Annotated in this window: 18 protein-coding genes and 1 tRNA gene; 6 read left to right on the top strand and 13 right to left on the bottom strand. The window is 64.3% G+C overall.

All coding sequences use genetic code 11. The features are described 5' to 3' along the window. Positions 1-70: 70 nt before the first annotated feature. Positions 71-652, top strand: coding sequence for a DJ-1/PfpI family protein (locus ACEN9G_RS17320; protein WP_413337607.1), 582 nt, complete (start codon positions 71-73; stop codon positions 650-652). Positions 653-666: 14 nt separating this feature from the next. Here the strand turns inward: ACEN9G_RS17320 and ACEN9G_RS17315 are convergent, their stop codons facing one another. From ACEN9G_RS17315 to ACEN9G_RS17300, 4 genes are all read right to left on the bottom strand, one after another. Then, positions 667-2,022, bottom strand: a complete 1,356-nt coding sequence (locus tag ACEN9G_RS17315) for a GGDEF domain-containing protein (RefSeq protein ID WP_413337606.1) — start codon at positions 2,020-2,022, stop codon at positions 667-669. A 20-nt stretch (positions 2,023-2,042) separates the two neighbouring features. Next, positions 2,043-3,401, bottom strand: a complete 1,359-nt coding sequence (locus ACEN9G_RS17310; protein WP_483126786.1) for a GGDEF domain-containing protein — start codon at positions 3,399-3,401, stop codon at positions 2,043-2,045. Positions 3,402-3,641: 240 nt separating this feature from the next. After that, positions 3,642-4,106 carry a DUF1579 domain-containing protein gene (locus ACEN9G_RS17305; RefSeq protein ID WP_413337604.1) on the bottom strand — a complete coding sequence of 155 codons (465 nt, stop codon included), beginning with the start codon at positions 4,104-4,106 and terminating at the stop codon, positions 3,642-3,644. Positions 4,107-4,116: 10 nt separating this feature from the next. Next, the gene (locus ACEN9G_RS17300) at positions 4,117-4,794 is read right to left on the bottom strand and encodes an NIPSNAP family protein (protein ID WP_413337603.1); all 678 of its coding nucleotides are present in this window, start codon (positions 4,792-4,794) and stop codon (positions 4,117-4,119) included. Between the two features lie 133 nt (positions 4,795-4,927). Between ACEN9G_RS17300 and ACEN9G_RS17295 the strand changes: the two genes are divergently transcribed. The 3 genes from ACEN9G_RS17295 (at position 4,928) to ACEN9G_RS17285 (ending at position 8,261) form a co-directional block, all read left to right on the top strand. Further along, on the top strand, positions 4,928-5,839 hold the full coding sequence (locus ACEN9G_RS17295) for a helix-turn-helix transcriptional regulator (protein WP_495605441.1): 912 nt from the start codon (positions 4,928-4,930) through the stop codon (positions 5,837-5,839). Between the two features lie 101 nt (positions 5,840-5,940). Continuing rightward, positions 5,941-7,335, top strand: coding sequence for an FAD-containing oxidoreductase (locus tag ACEN9G_RS17290; RefSeq protein WP_413337601.1), 1,395 nt, complete (start codon positions 5,941-5,943; stop codon positions 7,333-7,335). Positions 7,336-7,478: 143 nt separating this feature from the next. Then, positions 7,479-8,261: a hypothetical protein gene (locus ACEN9G_RS17285; RefSeq protein WP_413337600.1), complete on the top strand. Its 783-nt coding sequence runs from the start codon at positions 7,479-7,481 to the stop codon at positions 8,259-8,261. A 60-nt stretch (positions 8,262-8,321) separates the two neighbouring features. Here the strand turns inward: ACEN9G_RS17285 and ACEN9G_RS17280 are convergent. The 7 genes from ACEN9G_RS17280 to ybiB all read right to left on the bottom strand — a co-directional run bounded on the left by ACEN9G_RS17280 (position 8,322) and on the right by ybiB (position 16,074). Continuing rightward, a tRNA-Ile gene (locus ACEN9G_RS17280) sits at positions 8,322-8,400 on the bottom strand. Positions 8,401-8,499: 99 nt separating this feature from the next. Further along, a complete protein-coding gene (rpoD, locus tag ACEN9G_RS17275) occupies positions 8,500-10,710 on the bottom strand; it encodes an RNA polymerase sigma factor RpoD (RefSeq protein WP_413337599.1) in 2,211 nt (736 codons plus the stop codon). Positions 10,711-10,979: 269 nt separating this feature from the next. After that, positions 10,980-12,782 carry a DNA primase gene (gene dnaG, locus ACEN9G_RS17270; RefSeq protein WP_413337598.1) on the bottom strand — a complete coding sequence of 601 codons (1,803 nt, stop codon included), beginning with the start codon at positions 12,780-12,782 and terminating at the stop codon, positions 10,980-10,982. 151 nt (positions 12,783-12,933) lie between these two features. Continuing rightward, positions 12,934-13,383 carry a GatB/YqeY domain-containing protein gene (locus ACEN9G_RS17265; protein WP_413337597.1) on the bottom strand — a complete coding sequence of 150 codons (450 nt, stop codon included), beginning with the start codon at positions 13,381-13,383 and terminating at the stop codon, positions 12,934-12,936. A gap of 129 nt (positions 13,384-13,512) precedes the next feature. Beyond that, complete coding sequence (rpsU, locus tag ACEN9G_RS17260; protein ID WP_005665410.1) at positions 13,513-13,725, bottom strand: 30S ribosomal protein S21; 213 nt, start codon at positions 13,723-13,725, stop codon at positions 13,513-13,515. A 106-nt stretch (positions 13,726-13,831) separates the two neighbouring features. Beyond that, a complete protein-coding gene (locus ACEN9G_RS17255; protein WP_413337596.1) occupies positions 13,832-15,043 on the bottom strand; it encodes a BaiN/RdsA family NAD(P)/FAD-dependent oxidoreductase in 1,212 nt (403 codons plus the stop codon). Positions 15,044-15,099: 56 nt separating this feature from the next. Further along, positions 15,100-16,074 carry a DNA-binding protein YbiB gene (gene ybiB, locus ACEN9G_RS17250; RefSeq protein WP_413337595.1) on the bottom strand — a complete coding sequence of 325 codons (975 nt, stop codon included), beginning with the start codon at positions 16,072-16,074 and terminating at the stop codon, positions 15,100-15,102. 101 nt (positions 16,075-16,175) lie between these two features. On the opposite strand from ybiB, the gene ACEN9G_RS17245 reads away from it, so the two are divergent. Then, the gene (locus ACEN9G_RS17245) at positions 16,176-17,234 is read left to right on the top strand and encodes a 3-deoxy-7-phosphoheptulonate synthase (RefSeq protein WP_483127738.1); all 1,059 of its coding nucleotides are present in this window, start codon (positions 16,176-16,178) and stop codon (positions 17,232-17,234) included. Positions 17,235-17,325: 91 nt separating this feature from the next. Further along, positions 17,326-18,363 (top strand): tRNA (adenosine(37)-N6)-threonylcarbamoyltransferase complex transferase subunit TsaD, encoded by a 1,038-nt coding sequence (gene tsaD / locus ACEN9G_RS17240; protein ID WP_413337610.1) that lies wholly within the window; start codon positions 17,326-17,328, stop codon positions 18,361-18,363. A gap of 51 nt (positions 18,364-18,414) precedes the next feature. Here tsaD and ACEN9G_RS17235 read toward each other — a convergent pair whose 3' ends face one another. Beyond that, entirely contained in the window at positions 18,415-19,221 is an 807-nt protein-coding gene (locus ACEN9G_RS17235; protein ID WP_413337593.1) for an ABC transporter ATP-binding protein, read from the bottom strand. Further along, entirely contained in the window at positions 19,218-20,072 is an 855-nt protein-coding gene (gene ntrB, locus ACEN9G_RS17230) for a nitrate ABC transporter permease (protein WP_413337592.1), read from the bottom strand. Before ntrB ends, ACEN9G_RS17235 begins: the two co-directional genes overlap by 4 nt.

Raw genomic sequence — 20,072 nt, 5'->3', positions numbered from 1 at the left:
TACGGCGCCCGCGCGACGATGGTATCTTGTCGAGGCAAGTCCAGGGGAACCTCTTCAAGGAGAACACACGATGGCAGCGAAAAAGATCCTGTTGTTGACCGGCGATTTTGCGGAAGATTACGAAACCATGGTGCCGTTCCAGGCACTGCTGGCGGTAGGCCACACGGTGCACGCCGTCTGCCCCGGCAAGAAGAAGGGCGACAAGGTCAAGACCGCGATCCACGATTTCGAAGGCGACCAGACCTACACGGAAAAACCCGGCCACCAGTTCGCGCTGAACGCCGATTTCGCCGAAGCGAGCGCGGACGACTACGACGCCCTCGTCATCGCGGGCGGCCGCGCGCCGGAATACCTGCGCCTCGATCCGCAGGTGATCGCGCTGGTGCGGGGCTTTGCGCACGCCGACAAGCCGATCGCCGCCGTCTGCCACGGCGCCCAGCTGCTGGCAGCCGCCGACGTCATCCGCGGCAAGCGCGTGTCGGCCTATCCCGCCTGCGCGCCGGAGGTCAAGCTGGCCGGCGGAGAATATGCCGACATCCCGGTCGACCAGGCCGTCACGGACGGCAACTTCGTCACCGCCCCGGCCTGGCCCGCGCATCCGCAATGGATCGCGCAGATCCTCAAGCGGCTCGGGACCGAAATAACGCTGTAGTTCGCGCGGTAACGTCAGGCCGCCTCGGCGGGCGCGGTCGTTTCGCCTGGAATATGGGCGCACACGCGGTCGCGGCCGCCCCGCTTGGCCCGATACAATTCCTCGTCGGCGTGCTTGATGACGACGCCGACCGCGTCGCGCTCGTGGTGCTGTGCCACGCCGAACGACGCCGTGACGCGCAGGCCAACCGGCCACGCCTGCTGGTGCAGCCTACGGCGCAGGTTTTCCGCGAGAGTCCGTCCCTGGTGCACGTTGGTCACCGGACAGACGATGAGGAATTCCTCGCCGCCCCAGCGCACGAGGCGGTCCGACGAACGGATGCCCGACGCGATGACGCTGGCAAACTTGCGCAGGACATCGTCGCCGACGTCGTGGCCATGCGTGTCGTTGATCGATTTGAAGTGGTCGATGTCGATGAAGATCACGGCCATCGGATCGGCCAGCAGGCTCGACGTACTCATCAGCGCCGCACGCAGGCCTTGCCGGTTCAGCGCGCCCGTGAGCGGATCGATGTGCGCCTGCCCGGCCAGGTCGCGGGCCTCGAGCTCGAGCGCCTTGTTGACCTCCTTGAGCAAGGCGATGGCCGCCTCCCGGTCCTTCAATTCCGTACGCAACGACAGCGTGACGGCCACCAGCCAGCCGACGGCGCACAGGACCCAGGCGCTCACCAGCCCCATCAGCAATGTATTCAGGGCGATCACCTTGCCGTGCAACTGCAGTCGGCGCAACGTGAACACATGCACGCCGTCCTTGCCGTCGCCCCTGATCAGCAACTCGACGCGCGCGATATTGTCGACATTGACGGCCGCGTGCTCCATCGACGGCTTGACCATGTCCTTCCACCAGGGTGCCACAGCGAACCATTTGAGCGGAATGCGTAACGCGCCGTCGGCCGGCAAATCGAGTTTATCGACCTGGTGGACCTTGAAGGTTTCCCACTGGTCGAGCCGCGTCAACCCGTCCTCGACCTGGGCCAGGGCCATACTGAAGTCCGGGTTCCCGGTTCCGGAATAGTGCCCGTCAATGGTCATGTAATCGAACGTTGACATGTCCATACCCACATTCCCCTTGAGAAGATTGAACGTGAGTTTGCAATATGGCCATCCGTACTTCGGGACGATATGACAATGCACGACCAGGTCGCGCCCTTTCTTTTCGATCACCCCGACCGAAGCGCCGCCTTCGCCGCTGCTGCGATCATCCTCGATCCAGACCTGGAAATGATCGCCGGTCAGCTCGACCACCTCCTCCATGCCGACGCGCTGCCAGGTGAGCAGAACGATCGTCAGCAGCAATAGCCCGCCGAACACGTAACGGGCATAGCCGACGATACGGGCTAACGGCTGAAGCGAGGCGATGGACGCGGACATAATCGTTATACGCTATGACGTCAGGCCGCCGCGGCGTGCCCGATCATGTCGGCCGGAACATAGGCACACACGCGGTCGCGGCCGCCCTGCTTGGCGCGATACAGCTCTTCGTCGGCGTGCTTGATGACGACACCGACTTCATCGCGCTCGTGATGCTGCGCCACGCCGAACGAGGCTGTGACATGCAGGTCCGCCGGCCACGCCTGCTGGTGCAGCGCACGGCGCAGGTTTTCCGCGAGAATTCGTCCCTGGTGCACGTTGGTCATCGGGCAGACGATGAGGAATTCCTCGCCGCCCCAGCGCACGAGGCGGTCGGACGAACGGATGCCGGACGCGATGACGTTGGCGAACTTGCGCAGGACATCGTCGCCCACGTCGTGGCCATGCGTATCGTTGATCGATTTGAAGTGGTCGATGTCGATGAAGATCACGGCCATCGGATCGGCCAGCAGGCTCGACGTGCTCATCAGCGCGGCCCGCAGGCCTTGCCGGTTCAGCACGCCCGTGAGCGGATCGATGTGCGCCTGCCCGGCCAGGTCGCGCGCTTCAAGTTCGAGCGCCTTGTTGACCGTCCTGAGCAGCGCGACGGCCGCCCGGCTGTCCCGCAGTTGCGAGCGCAGCGACAACGTGAGGATCGCGAGCCAGCCGACGGCGCACGATACCCATGCGGCCACGATCCACATCAGCAGCATGTCGCGGCTGATCATCTTGCCGTGCAGGCGCAGGGCGTGCAGGGTGAAGACGTGCTCGCCTTCCTTGCCGCCGCCATTGATCATCAATTCCGCACGCGCGACGTTGTCGACATTGACCGCGGAATGCGCCAGCGTCGGCTTTGTCATGTCCTTCCACCACTGCGCCACGCCAAACCACTTGATCGGTATCACGAAGACTTTGCCATCGGGCGGCAGGTCGAGCGCATCGATCTGGTTGATCTTGTAGGTTTGCCACTGGTCGAGGTGGGTCATCCCTTCTTCGATATCCGCAAGCACCAGGCCGAATTTCGACGCCCCCGGCCCGGCATATCGCCCCTCGATGGTCAAGAAGTCGAAACGGGACATGTCCATGCCCTTCTCCCCCTTGAGGAAATTGAAACTCAACTTACAGTACGGCCACGGGCTCTTCGACGCGATATGGCAGTGCACGATGAGGTCCTGCCCTTTGCGCTCGAGCGAGGCCACGGAAGCGCCACCGCCCGACCGGTCATCCTCTACCCACAGCGGAAAATGATCGCCGGTCAACTCGACAACCTTTTCCATGCCATAGCGCTGCCATACGAGCAGGACGACCGTGATGAGCAACAAGCCCGCGAAGACATAGCGGGCATAGCCGAGGAGCCGGACGAGGGGCTGCAGCGAGGTTTCAGTGGAGGGCACCGACATGGTGAGTTTCTTAGAGATTCTTGCGATACAGCAAGATACCTCACCGTTTAGGTGCATGCAATAAAACTGAAAAGCAGTGTTGCCAATCGGTATCAGTTAGTGCGAATGGCGAACAAATTGGACGTCGTGGACGGGTTCAAGTTCAACATCGACGCGGCGCACGACCCGATGCCGGCGGTGGAAGCGTCCCGCAGCGATGATGGCAAGGGCGGGGCATGGACGGCCTGCTGCGCGGAACGTTCAAGAAGCGGCGCGCTCGAACTTCATGACCCAATTCGTTTCCCACGTCGCGCCGCCATCCTTCGAGAACGCCTGCTGCCAGCGGGCGCCCGCGGCCGTGATGTCCGTCCAGAGGAAGCGCACGCGGATCGGTTGGCCGTTCAGGGTGTCGTCGGCAAAGAAGGTACCGGTGCCGTCCTGGAACGCGCCCACGACCGGGACGCCCAGATCATGGGGCTGGCGGCTGTCGAGCCACCAGATCGACCACTGATCCGTCGCCGGATCATAGGCGCGGATCGAGGCCGCACGATAGGTGCCTGACGGCGTTTCCAGCACGTTGTCGTCGACGTTCGCCTGGCCGTCCAATAGCGGTCGCAGGGAACATGTCCCGCGAAACTCTTCCCATTCGGCGCATCCGACGAGGCGTTCCTTGAGACGCCGATGACGGACTGTCCAGTGGCCGACGAGGAAATCGAAATCGTTCATGGCGGGATCCTTATGCATGGATGGCCGAACGGACTGTCGGCGCGAGTTTCATGGAATGGGGCGGCTGTTTGAGCCACTGCGACAGGGCCGGCGTCACGTTCCGTTCGATCGGCTCCTTGAACACGGCCACGCTGACGAGCACGTGCTCGCCTTCACGCACGGGCAGCCGCGGGAAATTGTTCGGGCTCGGTTCGGTGACATACCAGCCTTGCGCCAGCGCCCCGTCCCTTTGCAGAACGGACGTCATGCGCTCGCGGCAGACGTCGAGCAGTGCCGGGCCCGCGGCATCGTTCAGGGTGAACACGGTGACGTCCACGAAGCCGTCCGCGCCCCCTGCCCTGCGCGCGGGATCATGCGCGAGACCGGCGCCGTGCCACGCCGGGCGCAGCAGCAGGACGTCGTCGGAATCGATCATGGTCGCGTTCGCCGCGTCGCGATGGGCCGCCCAGACCGGACCGCCGTAGAAACCTTGCAGGCCGCGTGCACGCGACGGCATGTCGGGAAAACCACGCAGCCAGACGAAGCGGTCCGGATCATCCAGATCGCGGAACTGGCCCATCACGCTCATGCCTTCCGCTTCCTGGGACTCGACGAATTCACGGTCGAACAACTCGATCAGCGCATCGCGCTTTCGCGGGTGCAGCGTGTACTGGCGCAGTTCGACGACCTGGGGATGTGTCGGTGGCATGGCGGGCTCCTCGTTGGTATCAATGCAGGCAGTATCGAATAGAATATCTGCCACCTGATGTCATATATTCCGCCCGACCATGCGCGCCAGCCGCCTGCTTTCCATCCAAATGATGCTCGAGACACGCGGCCCCATGAGCGCCGCCGCGCTCGCCGAGGCGCTGGAAATTTCCGTGCGCACGCTGCACCGCGACATCGACCAGCTCACCGCGGCCGGTGTGCCGATCTACGCCGAACGGGGCCGCACCGGCGGCTTCCGGCTGCTCGACGGCTGGAACACGCGACTGACCGGCCTGACGCCGGCCGAAGCGCAGGTCGTCTTCCTCAGCGGCCTGGCTGGCCCGGCAGCCGACCTCGGCCTCGACAAGCCGCTGCAGGGCGCGCAACTCAAGTTGCTGACGTCGCTGCCGGAATCGTCGCGCTCGGAAGCGCAGAAGATGCAGTCGCGCTTTCACCTCGACCCGGTCGACTGGTATCGCGAGGCGGATACGGTGCCGTGCCTGGCGGTCGTCGCCGAAGCACTCTGGTCGGAGAGGCAACTGAGCATGAGCTACGAGAGCTGGCGCGACGAGGTCGAGCGGGTCGTGCATCCGCTGGGGCTCGTGCTGAAGGCCGGTGCGTGGTATCTCGTCGCCGCGGCGGACGGCAAGCCGCGCACGTACCGGATCTCGAACGTGAAACGCGCGGCGATGCTGGAGCAGCGCTCTAAACGGCCGGCGCGGTTCGACCTGGCGCGCTACTGGGCGGAGTCCGTCGCGCGCTTCGAGGCCGAGCTTTATACGGACCATGCGGACGTGCTGGCGACGCCGGCCGGGCTCAAGAGTCTGCGTTACCTGAATGCCGCCGTTGCCCGTGCCGTGGCGGACGCGCGGCCGGCGCGGCGGCGGGATGGGCGGGTCGCGTTGCGGATTCCGGTCGAGTCGGTCGAGCATGGGGCCGGCCAGTTGCTGCGGCTGGCGCCGGAGGTGGAGGTGACGGGGCCGGCCAGGCTCAGGGAAGCGCTCGTTTCCAGGTTGCGGTGCCAGTCGGAGATGTATGGCTGCTGATACGCACCCCGCAATCCGGCCAGTGCCGGCCGCCCGGCCGAACGTCCTACAATAGAACGCCCGGCCGGACACCCGCGCCGGCGTCGACAAGGAGAGCAGCCATGCCAGACGTCACCGAACGATTCGACGCAGTGATCATCGGCGTGGGCCAGGCGGCGTCCGCCCTGGCCAACCGCCTGGGAACGGCCGGCATGACCGTCGCCGTCATCGAACGCCGTGCCGTGGGCGGCACCTGTGTAAACGTCGGCTGCACGCCCACCAAGGCGATGGTGGCGAGCGCCCGCGTCGCCCGCCTGGCCGCGCGGGCCGGCGAATACGGCGTGACGATCCCGGGCGCGCCCGTGGTCGACATGGCGGCCGTGAACGACCGGACCCGCGCCATCGTCGGCAAGAGCCGCGCGGGACTCGAGCGCTGGATCACCGGGCTGCCCGGCTGCACGCTGATCCACGGCCATGCGCGCTTCGAGAGCGCGCGCACGGTGCGGGTAGGCGACCGTCTTCTGGAGGCGGACAGGATCTTCATCGACGTGGGCGGGCGCGCTTCCGCGTCGAACATCGAAGGACTCGGGGACATCGATTGGCTCAGCAGCAGCGACATGGTGACGCTGCGCGAACTGCCGCGCCACCTGGTCGTCATCGGCGGCAGCTACATCGGACTGGAATTCGCGCAGATGTTCCGCCGTTTCGGTTCGCAGGTGACGGTGGTGGAACGCGGCGCGCGCCTCATGCCGCGCGAGGACAGCGACGTCTCGGACGAGATCCGCGCCATCCTCGAAGCCGAGGGCATCGCGTTCAGGCTGGACGCGGAATGCATCCAGGTACGCCCGCATCCGGAAGGCGGCGCGGTGATCACGCATGGCGGCAAGGAACAGACCGTCGGCAGCCACATCCTCGTGGCGGCCGGCCGCGTGCCGAACACGGACGACCTGGGCCTCGACAAGGCCGGCGTGCGCACCGGTCCGCACGGCCATATCGAGGTCGACGAGCAGTTGCGCACGAACGTCCCGGGCATCTGGGCGCTGGGCGACTGCAACGGGCGCGGCGCCTTCACGCACACGGCCTACAATGACTACGAGATCGTCGCCGCCAACCTGCTGGACGGCGAGTCGCGCTCGGTGAACGACCGCATCCCCGTCTATGCACTGTATATCGATCCGCCCCTTGGACGCGTCGGCATAACCGAGGAACAGGCGCTGGCGCAGGGCCGCACCGTACGCGTCGGGAAGCGGCCCATGACGCGCGTGGGACGCGCCGTCGAAAAAGGCGAGTCGCAGGGTTCGATGCGGATCATCGCGGATGGGCAGACGGACGAGATCCTCGGGGCCGCCATCCTTGGCCCCGGCGGCGACGAGGCCGTGCACATGGTGCTGGCTGCAATGGCCGCCGGGATGACCTGCCGGCAGCTGACCCACGTGGTGGCGATCCACCCGACCGTATCCGAGCTGATTCCCACGATCGCCGGCGAACTGGACGCGCCGCGCGCAAGCGCCGGCTGACGCGCGGCGCCGCTGCGCTGGCGTCGCATTTTCCATGCATAAGTTGCCTCAAAAATATTGACGCTCCTGGGCGTTTTCGTAATTGCCACCCGAACAGCTGGTCGGCCAGACTCCTTTCAACTTTCGTTGAACGAGGACGCACGATGTTTTCAGATGCAGCCGCAAAACCGCTACGGACACGCCTGGAATTCGCACCCACCCACCCTGCCGACGGTTCGCTCTTTCTCATCTATATCACGCTGATCTGGATCGGGATGCTGCTCGGCTTCGGTCGTGAAATCGCGCAGCATATCGCGAACAATGACCCGCCCTACCCCATGATCCTGCACGTGCATTCCGCCGTGTTCGCCACATGGCTGGTCGCGTTCACCGCGCAAATCCTGCTCGTTCGCGCAGGGAAGCCCGCCCTGCACCGGCGCCTGGGCATCGCGATGGCATTCGGCGTGGGCGTGCTCGCCATCGTCGGCCCGCTGACGGCTTATACGATACAAAACCTGAAGTTCGGCACGCCGCACAGCGATCCGGCATTCCTGAGCGTGCAACTGGGCGATTTGATTGGTTTCGTTGGCCTGAGTGTGGCGGGCATCGTTCTCCGCAAGCGGGTAGCGGCACACAAGCGCCTGATGATGCTGGCGATCCTGCAACTGAGCACAGCGGGCTTTGCGCGCTGGCTGGGCGGTACGATCAGCGCCGCCTATCCGTACGGCTACTGGGGGCAGAGTTTCTGGGCGACGTTCCTGATCCTGCACCTGACCAACGACGTGCTCGCGCTCGGCATCGGTGTGCACGACCTGCTGACCCGCGGGCGGTTGCATCCGGCCTACGTGATGGGTCTGGTCTGGAGTTTTGGCTGGCAAGTCACGCACGTCAGCCTGTATCTGTGGCCGGCGTGGTTACCGGTGGCGAAGATGCTGCTGGGGCATTGAGATCAAAAAAATCAGGGGCTTGGCGAGAGTTGCGCAAGCCCCTGATTCATTGTGGATTTTTGGTAGGCCTCCCCGGAGTCGAACCGGGCACCAACGGATTATGAGTCCGCTGCTCTAACCAGGCATGAGCTAGAGGCCCGAAACTGGTACATCCGAAGACGCTAAAAACTCGCCACTTACGGTCGCGAAGCGGCCGAAGTGGCGAGAGGATATTGTGTTAGCGTAGGTCCGTCAAGCCTCAGCCGCTGTTGTTCTCGAGGAAGCTCTTCAGCTTGTCGGAACGCGACGGGTGGCGCAGCTTGCGCAGCGCCTTGGCTTCGATCTGGCGGATGCGTTCGCGCGTGACGTCGAATTGCTTGCCGACCTCTTCCAGCGTGTGGTCGGTCGACATTTCGATGCCGAAGCGCATGCGCAGCACCTTCGCTTCGCGCGGCGTCAGCGAGTCGAGCACGTCCTTGACCACACCGCGCATCGAGGCGTGCAGCGCCGCGTCCGAAGGCGCCAGCGTGTTGTTGTCCTCGATAAAGTCGCCAAGATGCGAATCGTCGTCGTCACCGATCGGCGTTTCCATTGAGATCGGCTCTTTCGCGATCTTCATGATCTTCCGGATCTTATCTTCCGGCATTTCCATCTTGATCGCGAGGGTGGCCGGATCCGGCTCGGCGCCCGTTTCCTGCAGGATCTGGCGCGAGATCCGGTTCATCTTGTTGATCGTTTCGATCATGTGCACCGGAATACGGATCGTGCGCGCCTGGTCCGCGATCGAGCGGGTAATGGCCTGGCGGATCCACCACGTCGCATACGTCGAGAATTTATAGCCGCGACGGTATTCGAACTTGTCCACCGCCTTCATCAGGCCGATGTTGCCTTCCTGGATCAGGTCGAGGAATTGCAGGCCGCGGTTCGTGTATTTCTTCGCGATCGAGATGACGAGACGCAGGTTAGCTTCCGTCATTTCGCGCTTGGCCTTGCGCGCCTTCATTTCACCGGCCGCCATCTGGCGGTTGATGTTGCGCAGGTCCGGCAGCGGCAGGACGACGCGGGCTTGCAGGTCGATCAGGCGTTGCTGCAACTCCTTGATCGTCGGGATATTGCGGCCGAGGATCGCGCTGTACGCGTGCCCGGCGTTCACTTCGCCGTCGACCCAGTCGAGGTTCGTCTCGTTGCCCGGGAAGACCTTGATGAAGTGGGCGCGCGGCATGCCGCAGCGGTTCACGGCCACGTCCAGGATCTGCTTCTCGATGTGGCGCACTTCGTCGACCTGGCCGCGCAGGGTGTCGCACAGCTTTTCGACGACCTTGGCCGTGAAGCGGATGCCGAGCAGTTCGTTCGAGATCGCTTCCTGGGCCTTGACGTAGCCGTCGGAGTTATAGCCCTGCTTCTCGTAGGCCTTGCGCATCTTGTCGAACTGCTGTTCGATTTCGCGGAATTTGTCGAGAGCCGAGTTCTTCAGCTGCTCGAGCTGTTCGGCGGAATAGCCGGCCGCGCCGGAACCCGCGTTCGCCTCTTCTTCCTCTTCCTCTTCTTCCTCTTCCTCGTCGTCGTCCTCATCGTCGTCGGACTCGGTCGACGCCGGGGCGACGGCCGCCGGGGACGTCGCTTCGTCCTCTTCCGGGTCGACCATGCCGTCGACGATTTCGTCGATCTTGATCTCGTCCTGCTCGATGCGGCGGGCGGCGTCGATGATCTCGGCGATCGTCACCGGGCAGGCGGAGATCGCCTGGATCATGTCGCGCAGGCCGTCTTCGATGCGCTTGGCGATCTCGATCTCGCCTTCGCGGGTCAGCAGTTCGACCGAGCCCATCTCGCGCATGTACATGCGCACGGGGTCCGTCGTGCGGCCGAAATCGGAGTCGACGGTCGACAGCGCCGCTTCGGCGGCAGCCTCGGCTTCGTCGTCGCTGGTGACGGTGGCGACGTTATCGGACAGCAGCAGCGTTTCGGCATCGGGCGCGTGCTCGTAGACGGCAATGCCCATGTCGTTGAACGTGCCGATGATGCCTTCGATCGCTTCCGGATCGACGATGTTGTCCGGCAGATGGTCGTTGATCTCGGAATACGTGAGGAAGCCGCGCTCCTTGCCCGACTTGATCAGGGCCTTGAGCTTCTGGCGACGGATTTCCAGTTCCTCTTCGCTCGCTTCCGTGTCCGACGAGAATGCATCTTTCAGCAGCGCTTTTTCCTTGGCCTTGCGGTCCTTGGCCTTGGCCTTGTCGACCGCTTTCAGCTCGGCGCGCTCGACCGCGTTCAGGGCGGCGACTTCATCGTTCTCGGGCGTGAATTCCTTGGGCTTGCGGCCACGGCGGCCTGGCACCTTGACGGCCGGCAGCACGTAGCCCGACGTATCGATTGCGGCGAGGGCTTCCGCATCGGTCGTCTGGTTGACTGGGGCGACACCCGCAACGCGAGCTTCCGCCTTGTCTTGCGAATTGTCCACTTTAGCGGACATTCTGGTGGATTTGGTAGCCACTTTGGTTTCGGGTTTCTTGGTTGGCACAGGCGCTTTCGAAGTCACAACGACCACTTTACGATGGTTAAAGATAAAGTTTTGTTACCTTACATCACGCTGCAGGCACATACTGTTTGCCCCACTAACTGAAACACCTCGCCTGAATTGTCACGAAAAATCGTTTCAATGCTTGCAATAGTTAGCGTTTTATTATAGCACGCGCCCCTGTTCTTTCCAGTCAAGAACGGCGCCTCGGCAACCCTCCCCGATCAGGCGAATTTCGCAGGGGTGTCGTTCGCTGCCTCCCGGGCCAAGAGGTCCTGCTGAGCTGTGATTTCGCGATAGCGGGCACTCACCTGATCTGGGGTCAATCCGGAAGAAAACAACTGGTTCAACTCCTGTTTCAGCACGTCCATCTTGACTTGCCTCACAGCACTCGTCAGCCACACGCGGTCCGCGTCGATATCCGATTCGGGTTCGACCGCGATCGATGCGATCAGGTTGTCGTACTCCGAACTCGCTTCCTTCAATTGCTCGGACAACGCGGCGAACGTACCGTTCGGTCCCAACGCCTGCGCCATCGCCACGAGCTGGCGCAGGCGTTCGGCCTGCTCGGTGCCGAAGTGGTCGAAGGCGCGCAAGGCCGACTCGTCCAGGCCCAGCGCCAGCGCCGGATGCGACACCAGGATGCGCGACATCTGCAATTCCAGGCCGACCGGTTCCGGACGTCCCTGGCGCGGCGGCGCCTTCCTGGCCACCGCCACCGGCTTGGACAACTCGAACAACGTTTCGATCTCCGCCGGCGTTGACTCCGTCAGGTTCGCCAGGCCGCGCACGATCTGCAGGCGCAAGGCCGACGGCGTCATCGCCTGCAGCAGCGGTTTCGCATCGAACTGGACGCGCGCCCGGCCTTCCGGCGTGTCGAGATCATGCTCCGTCGTAACCTCGCGCAACAGGAATTGCGACAGCGGCATCGCCTCGTTGATTTCCTGGGCGAATGCGTCCCCGCCGAATTCGCGCACATAGCTGTCCGGATCATGCTCTTGTGGCAAGAACAGGAACCTGATCGTCTTGTTGTCCGTCACTTGCGGCAGACACGCTTCCAGCGCGCGGCGGGCGGCGCGGCGGCCGGCCTTGTCGCCGTCGAAGCTGAAGATGACGTTGTCCGTCTGGCGCAGCAGCTTTTGCACGTGGGTACTGGTACACGCCGTGCCGAGCGTCGCGACGGCTTGCGGGAAGCCGAGCTGGGCCAGCGCGACGACGTCCATATAACCTTCGGTCACCAGCACGTAGCCGGCGTCGCGGATCGCCTGGCGCGCCTCGAACAGGCCGTACAGTTCATGTCCCTTCTGGAACAGCGGGGTTTCTGGCGAGTTCAGGTATTTGGGTTCGCCGCCGTCCATCACGCGGCCGCCAAAGCCGATCACCTGCCCTTTCGTGTTCCGGATCGGGAACATGATCCGCTCACGAAAACGGTCGTACCGCTTCTTGTTGTTGCCATCTTCGTCGACCTTGTCGATGACGAGGCCGGATTCGACGAGCGCCAGCGCATCGTAGTCGCGGAAGACGGAACGCAGATTGTCCCAACCGCCCGGCGCATAGCCGAGGCCGAAGCGGGCGGCGACCTCTCCCGTCAGGCCGCGGCCTTTCAGATAGGCGATGGCGTTCGGCGCCGTGCGCAGCTGGGCGCGGTAGAAGTCGCAGGCCTGGTTCAGCGCGTCCGTCAGCGCCAGGGTCTGCGCCTGCTGGGCGGCGCGCTGGGCCGGCGGGATCTTGTCGTCCTCCTGGGGCACGATCATGCCCACGCTTTGTGCGAGGTCCTTGACGGCGTCGACGAAGCCCATGCCCGAGTATTCGATCATGAAGCCGATGGCGGTGCCGTGGGCGCCGCAGCCGAAGCAGTGATAGAACTGCTTGGTCGGGCTGACGGTGAAGCTGGGGGATTTCTCGTTGTGAAACGGACAGAGCCCCATGTAATTGGCGCCGCCCTTTTTCAGCTGCACGTAACGCCCCACCACGTCGACAATGTCAACGCGGTTGAGCAGATCGGTAATGAATGATTGCGGAATCACTTGATCTAACTAACAGTATTTGTCTCAGGTCAGACTATACCGCAGGGCTCGTTACAAGTTGATTTGCAACAATGCAACATGGCGTTGCCGCTCCGGTGCATCAAAAACAGACACGGCCGTGGCGGCGTTGCCGCAGCCGTGCCACCAGGCATCAGCCGCCTGCGAGAGCTTTCTTGACCTGGGCCGAGACGGCCGTCATGTCGGCGCGGCCGGCCAGTTTCGGTTTCAGGATGCCCATCACCTTGCCCATGTCCTGCGGACCGGCGGCGCCCGATGCGGCGACGGCTGCGGCCACTTCGGCGGCGACTTCCTCATCCGACAGGCCGGCCGGCATGTAGGCCGACAGCACGGCCAGTTCCGACTTTTCCTTGTCGGCCAGATCCTGGCGGCCACCATTTTCGAACTGGGTGATCGAATCCTTGCGCTGCTTGATCATCTTTTCGACGACGGCCACCACCTGCGCATCGTCCAGCTCGATGCGTTCGTCCACTTCTTTCCGCTTGATCTCGGCGATCAGGAGACGGACCGTGGTAAGACGCTCGCTGTCCTTGGCGCGCATGGCGGCTTTCATGTCGTCGGTGATTTGGTCTTTCAAGCTCATGGATACTCCGTTCGATAGGGACAAAAGGCAAAAACCCGCTGCGGCACAACCGGAGCGGGCTTCGTCGAATTCAGGCTTTGCAACGCCGGGACTGGCAGTGGCCGTCGCCGGGGAAAGCGTGAATATAAATCAGTACAGCTTCTTCGGCAGTTGCTGGCTGCGGATGCGCTTGTAGTGACGCTTCACGGCAGCGGCCAGCTTGCGCTTGCGCTCTGCGGTCGGCTTCTCGTAGAACTCGCGTGCGCGCAGTTCAGTCAGCAGACCGGTTTTTTCGATAGTGCGCTTGAAGCGACGCATAGCGACTTCGAACGGCTCGTTTTCTTTAAGGCGGATAGTGGTCATGTAAAAATGAAACCGTTGGATTTAGGGAAGAACGAAATTCTAACAGCTTTTCAAGTTCTGTGCGAAGTTTTTCATCAGTGTGCAAAGTTGCCACATGGCTGCTTTTTTACTCGATCGCTCCGCCCGCCGCGACGCCGGAAGCCCATGCCCACTGGAAGTTATAGCCGCCGAGCCAGCCCGTCACGTCGACCGTCTCGCCGATGAAATACAGGCCCGGGACAGTGTTCGCCATCATCGTCTGCTGCGACAGTTCGCGCGTGTCGACGCCACCCAGGGTCACCTCGGCCTTTTTATAGCCTTCCGAGCCGGTCGGGACGATGGCCCAGCGGTTGATCGCATCGCCCAGCTTGCGCAATTTCGCGTCGGCCATGTCCGGCAAGCGCGCATCCGGTGCGAGGCCATTGCCGGTCAGCAGGCCTTCCGCGAGGCGCGTGGGCAGCCATTGCGACAAGATATTGCCCAGCTGTTTTTTCACCGCCGTCTTCATGGCAATCAGCTCTTCCGCCACATCCATTTCCGGCAGCAGATTCAGCACGATGGGCGTGCCCGGCTGCCAGTAGCTGGAGATTTGCAGGATGGCCGGGCCGGACAGGCCGCGGTGCGTGAACAATAAGTCTTCGCGGAAATAGCCGTACTTCGCGTTCCGGCCCTTCTTCGATCCCGTCGTCACGTCCACTTCCAGCGCGATGCCGGCCAGCGGCACGAACGGTTGCCAGCTGGGACCGTCGAACGTGAGCGGCACGAGGCCCGGGCGCGTCTCGACAATTTTCAGATCGAAATGCTTCGCGATGCGATAGCCGAGATCCGTGGCGCCGATCTTCGGGATCGACAGGCCGCCCGTTGCGACCACGACATTGCTCGCGAGGATGGGCTCGCCATCCGTGTCGATGCGGAATCCTTCCGCGTTCTTCATGACGCCGGCCACCTTGCACGGCATGCGCCACTGCACGCCGCCCGCGTCGCACTCCGTCTTCAGCATGGCGATGATCTGTTCGGACGAGTCGTCACAGAACAGCTGGCCGCGGTGTTTTTCGTGGTACGCGATGCGATGCGTCTTGACGAGCGCGAGGAAATCCTGCGGCGTGTAGCGCGACAGCGCGCTGCGGCAGAAATGCGGATTCTCGGACAGGAAATTCTGCGGGCCGGCGTTGATGTTGGTGAAGTTGCAGCGCCCGCCGCCGGAGATGCGGATTTTTTCCGCCAGCTTGCCGGCGTGGTCGACCAACAGGACGCGCTTGCCGCGCTGGGCCGCGGTGGCGGCGCACATCATGCCGGCGGCGCCGGCGCCGATGATCGCCACGTCGTAGTGTTTTGCCATGCCTCTTCCGTGAATGCTGCGCGCAAAAGGCGTGATTGTACGGGAACGCGGACCGGTTATACAGCCTGGCGCAATGCCCGGGAGGCCTGCACGCACTGCGCCACCTGCGCCGCGATCGGCGGCGGCACGGGCTGTTCACCGCGCAGCGCACGCGCGATCCAGTCGGCGGTCGCAGCGGCGTCGCGGCCTTCCGGCGCGGGCGCCAACTCGTCGGTCGGGGCATCGCGCTCGACCAGCAGCGTCTTTTGTCCGGCGTGGAACCAGTTGATTTCCTGGGCGCGGTTGGCGTTCGCCACCGTCTCCCCTTCCGTGCCGCGCATGAGGAACGCGTCGCCGCGCGCGTGCGGGGCGGCCGTTTCGAAATACTCGGTCAGCATCGCCAGGTATTCCGGGTGCGTGTACGACACGAGGCGCAGCGCCGGGCCTTCGAACGGCTGCAGGATCTTGACGATCGTATGCGTGGAATTGCGCACGCCGAGGATGCGGCGCAGCGACAACTGGTGCGCCAGTTCCGGCGCCAATAACTCGATCGGCATGAAGCACGGGCGGCCGGCGGCGAAGGCGTCCAGCATGTCGGCCGTGGAGCCGCTCGGGCCGATGCCCATCTCGGCGAAGATCTCGGCCGTCGTCACGCGGCCCGGGTCTTCCTGCACGCCGTGCACGAGCACCGGCACGCCCGCGCGCGCGAGGAGCAGCGCCAGCAGCGGCGTCAGGTTGGCCAGCTTGCGCGCGCCGTTGTAGCTGGGGATCAGCACGGGCGCGAAATCGCCGGGCGGCGCGGGCAGCGGCGCGAACGAGCTTTCCGCCGCGTCCATGAAGCCGGCGATTTCTTCGACGGACTCGCCCTTGATGCGCATCGCGAGCAGGATGCCGCCCAGTTCCAGGTCGGACACCCGCCCGTCGAGCATGGCGCCGTAGAGCAGTTTCGCATCCTCGCGCGACATGCTGCGCGCGCCTTTTACGCCGCGGCCGATCTCCTTGATGAAGCGGGCGGCCGGGAAGGGATTTGGGGAGGTGTTGGTCGTGTCCATGATGACAGGATACCATGCAACATTTTTGAGCAGGAGGATGCACGGTGTAAGATTTCAGGCTAGACTCAACGATCCCCTCTGGAATAAATACGATTGCCATGCTGATCACGCCCGATATCGAAAACACCAACGTCACCTCGTTCGCGACCATGCCGACGCCCAGCGAGCTGCATAAAAAGCTGCCGCTGACGGACAAGGCCTTCACCACCGTGATGAAGGGCCGCGAGACCCTGCGCAACATCCTCGACCGCAAGGACAAGCGCCTGTTCGTGGTCGTCGGCCCCTGCTCGATCCACGATCCGGTCGCGGGCCTCGACTATGCGCGCCGCCTGAAGGCGCTGCAGGCCGAGGTGGAAGACACGATGGTGCTCGTGATGCGCGTGTATTTCGAAAAGCCGCGCACCACGACCGGCTGGAAGGGCTATATCAACGATCCGTTCATGGACGACTCGTTCCGCGTGGACGTCGGCATGGAGCGCGCGCGCCAGTTCCTGCTCGACGTGTGCGAACTGGGCCTGCCGACGGCCACCGAAGCGCTCGACCCGATCTCGCCGCAATACCTGGGCGACCTGATCGCGTGGACCGCGATCGGCGCGCGCACGACCGAATCGCAGACGCACCGCGAAATGTCGTCGGGCCTCTCAACGCCGGTCGGCTTCAAGAACGGCACCGACGGCGACGTCAGCATCGCCATCAACGCCGTGTTGTCCTCATCCAGCCCGCACTCCTTCCTGGGCATCAACGGCCAGGGCGGCGTGTCGATCGTGCGGACCCGCGGCAACGCCTACGGCCACGTCGTGCTGCGCGGCGGCGGCGGCCGTCCGAACTACGACTCGGTCTCGGTCGCGATCGCCGAGCAGGCGCTCAAGAAGGCCGGCCTGCCCGCGAACCTCGTCGTCGACTGCTCGCACGCCAACAGCTATAAAAAGCCGGAGCTGCAGCCGCTCGTCATGTCGGACGTGATCCAGCAGATCAGGCACGGCAACCAGTCCCTCGTCGGCGTGATGATCGAATCGAACATCGTCAGCGGCAGCCAGCCGATTCCGAGCGATCTGTCGCAGCTGAAGTACGGCTGCTCCGTCACCGACGGCTGCATCGCCTGGGACGATACCGAGACCATGCTGCGCAACGCGCACAAGGAATTGCTGGAGCGGCCGTGATGCCCTGGCGGGCCAATGCAGGTACAATGGCAGATTGCGCGCCGCACCGGCGCGCCGATCTTGTCTACCTCACACTGTTCCTTGCTTGCCCATGATTGTCCTCGGCGTTGAATCCTCCTGCGATGAAACCGGCCTGGCTCTGTACGACACGGAGCGCGGCCTGCTGGCCCACGCACTGCACTCGCAGGTCGCGATGCACGAGGAATACGGCGGCGTCGTGCCGGAACTGGCGTCGCGCGACCACATCCGGCGCGCGCTGCCGCTGCTGGAACAGGTGCTCGCGAAGGCCGACCTGCCGATGGAACGCATCGACGCCATCGCCTACACGCAGGGCCCCGGCCTCGCGGGCGCGCTGCTGGTGGGATCGTCCGTCGCCTGCAGCCTCGCGCTGGCGCTGGATAAACCCGTGCTGGGCGTGCACCACCTGGAAGGCCACCTGCTGTCGCCGCTGCTCGCGACCGAGCGGCCGGAATTCCCGTTCGTCGCCCTCCTCGTCTCCGGCGGCCACACGCAGCTGATGCGCGTCGATGGCGTCGGCCGCTACACCCTGCTGGGCGAGACGCTGGACGACGCGGCCGGCGAAGCCTTCGACAAATCGGCCAAGCTGCTGGGCCTCGGCTACCCGGGTGGCCCGGCCATTTCGCGCCTGGCGGAATTCGGCGATCCGGAAGCGTATAAACTCCCGCGCCCGATGCTGCACTCGAAGGATTTCAACTTCAGCTTCTCGGGCCTGAAAACGGCCGTGCTGACGGTCGTGAAGAACAACGCAAGCGACATCGCGAACGTGTGCGAGCAGGACAAGGCCAACATCGCGCGCGGCTTCGTCGATGCCATCGTCGACGTGCTGACGGCGAAGTGCGTGCTGGCGCTGAAGCACACCGGATTGAAACGCCTCGTGATCGCGGGCGGCGTGGGCGCCAACCGCCAGCTGCGCGCGTCGCTGAACGAGGCGGCCGCGAAGAAGCGCTTCAAGGTCTACTACCCCGAACTCGAATTCTGCACCGACAACGGCGCGATGATCGCGTTCGCGGGCGCGCTGCGCCTGGAGCGCAATCCGGACGCGGCGCAGCGCGACTACGCATTCAACGTGCGCCCGCGCTGGCCGCTGGACGAAATCGAGCCGGCCTGATTCGATGCACAGTGTAGCCGTGGGCACCCTGTGCCCACCATGCTTCATCCGTCAGGCCGCTTCCTTCGCCGGCCTCGCCTGCCGGTGATACAGGAACTCCAGCACCCGCGTCCGATACTCGTTGTACAGCGCATCGTGCGCCAGCGCGACGCGCTCGCGCGGCCGCGGCAGGCGCACGTCCACGATCTCGCCGATGGTCGCGGCCGGGCCATTCGTCATCATCACGATGCGGTCCGACAGCAGCACCGCCTCGTCCACGTCGTGCGTGACCATCACGACCGTGGACTCCGTCTGGGCGACGATGCGCAGCAACTCGTCCTGCAAGTGAGCGCGGGTCAGCGCGTCGAGGGCGCCGAACGGCTCGTCCATCAGCAGCACCTTGGGTTCCATCGACAGCGCGCGGGCGATGCCGACGCGCTGCTTCATGCCGCCCGAGATTTCGCTGGGCCGCTTCTGCGCCGCGTGCGTCAGGCCCACCAGCGCCAGCGCATCGGCCGTGCGGGTACGCAGTTGCTCCTTCCCTTCGCGGGCGCCGAACACGCGCTCGACGGCCAGGTAGACGTTCTCGAAACAGGTCAACCACGGCAGCAGCGAATGGTTCTGGAACACGACCGCGCGCTCCGGCGCCGGTCCGGCGATCTCGCGGCCGGCGCAGATCAGCACGCCCTCGCTGGCGCGGGTCAGGCCCGCCAGCAGGTTCAGCAACGTGGACTTGCCGCAGCCGGAGTGGCCGATCAGCGTGATGAACTCGCCCCGCGCCACCTTCAGGTTGACGTCGGTGAGCGCGTGGAAGCGGCCCTTGCGGGTGTCGAACAGCATCTCGACCTGCTGCACTTCGATGAATTTCGGTTCGCTCATGATCCACTCTCTTCGTAGGTGACGGCGCGGGCCAGTGCGACCAGCGCCTGCTCCAGCACCAGCCCGACCACGCCGATGACGACGATGGCGATGAGGATGTGCGGCACGTTCAGGTTGTTCCACTCGTCCCACACCCAGAAGCCGATGCCCACGCCGCCCGTCAGCATCTCGGCCGCGACGATCACCAGCCACGCCGTGCCGATCGCCAGGCGCACGCCGGTCAGCATGTACGGCAGCACCGCGGGCAGCAGGATCTTCGTGAAGACCTTCCACTCCGACAGGTTCAGCACCCTCGCCACGTTCATGTAGTCCTGCGGAACGCGCTGCACGCCGACGGCCGTGTTGATGATCATCGGCCAGATCGAGCAGATGAAGATGGCCCAGATTGCAGCGGGGTTCGCGGCCTTGAACACGAGCAGGCCGATGGGCAGCCAGGCCAGCGGCGACACGGGACGCAGCAGGCTGACGATGGGATTGCACATGCCGGCCAGGAAGCGCGAGCGGCCGATCAGGAAGCCGAGCGGGATGCCCGCTGCCGCGGCGAGGCCGAAGCCCAGCGCCACCCGCTGGAGCGACGCGAGGATGTTCCAGCCGATGCCCTGGTCGTTCGGCCCGTTGCTGTAGAACGGGTCGGCGAACAGCTGGACGGCCGCCTCCCACGTGACGAAGGGCGACGGGAAGTTGCTGTTGTTCGCGGAGACGAGCTGCCACACCAGCACCAGCATGGCGAGACCCAGCACCGGCGGCAGCACTGCCAGCAACAGCGCGCGGCCGTTCGGCACACGCAGCGCCAGGGCACGTCGGGCAGGCACGGCGTGCGCGCCCGCTGTCGAATTCACGACGGTATTCAT

Source organism: Massilia sp. Masssp94 (assembly GCF_059491305.1).
The sequence above is the reverse complement of the archived record's forward strand: the minus strand, read 5'-3'. Positions and strand labels throughout refer to the sequence as shown.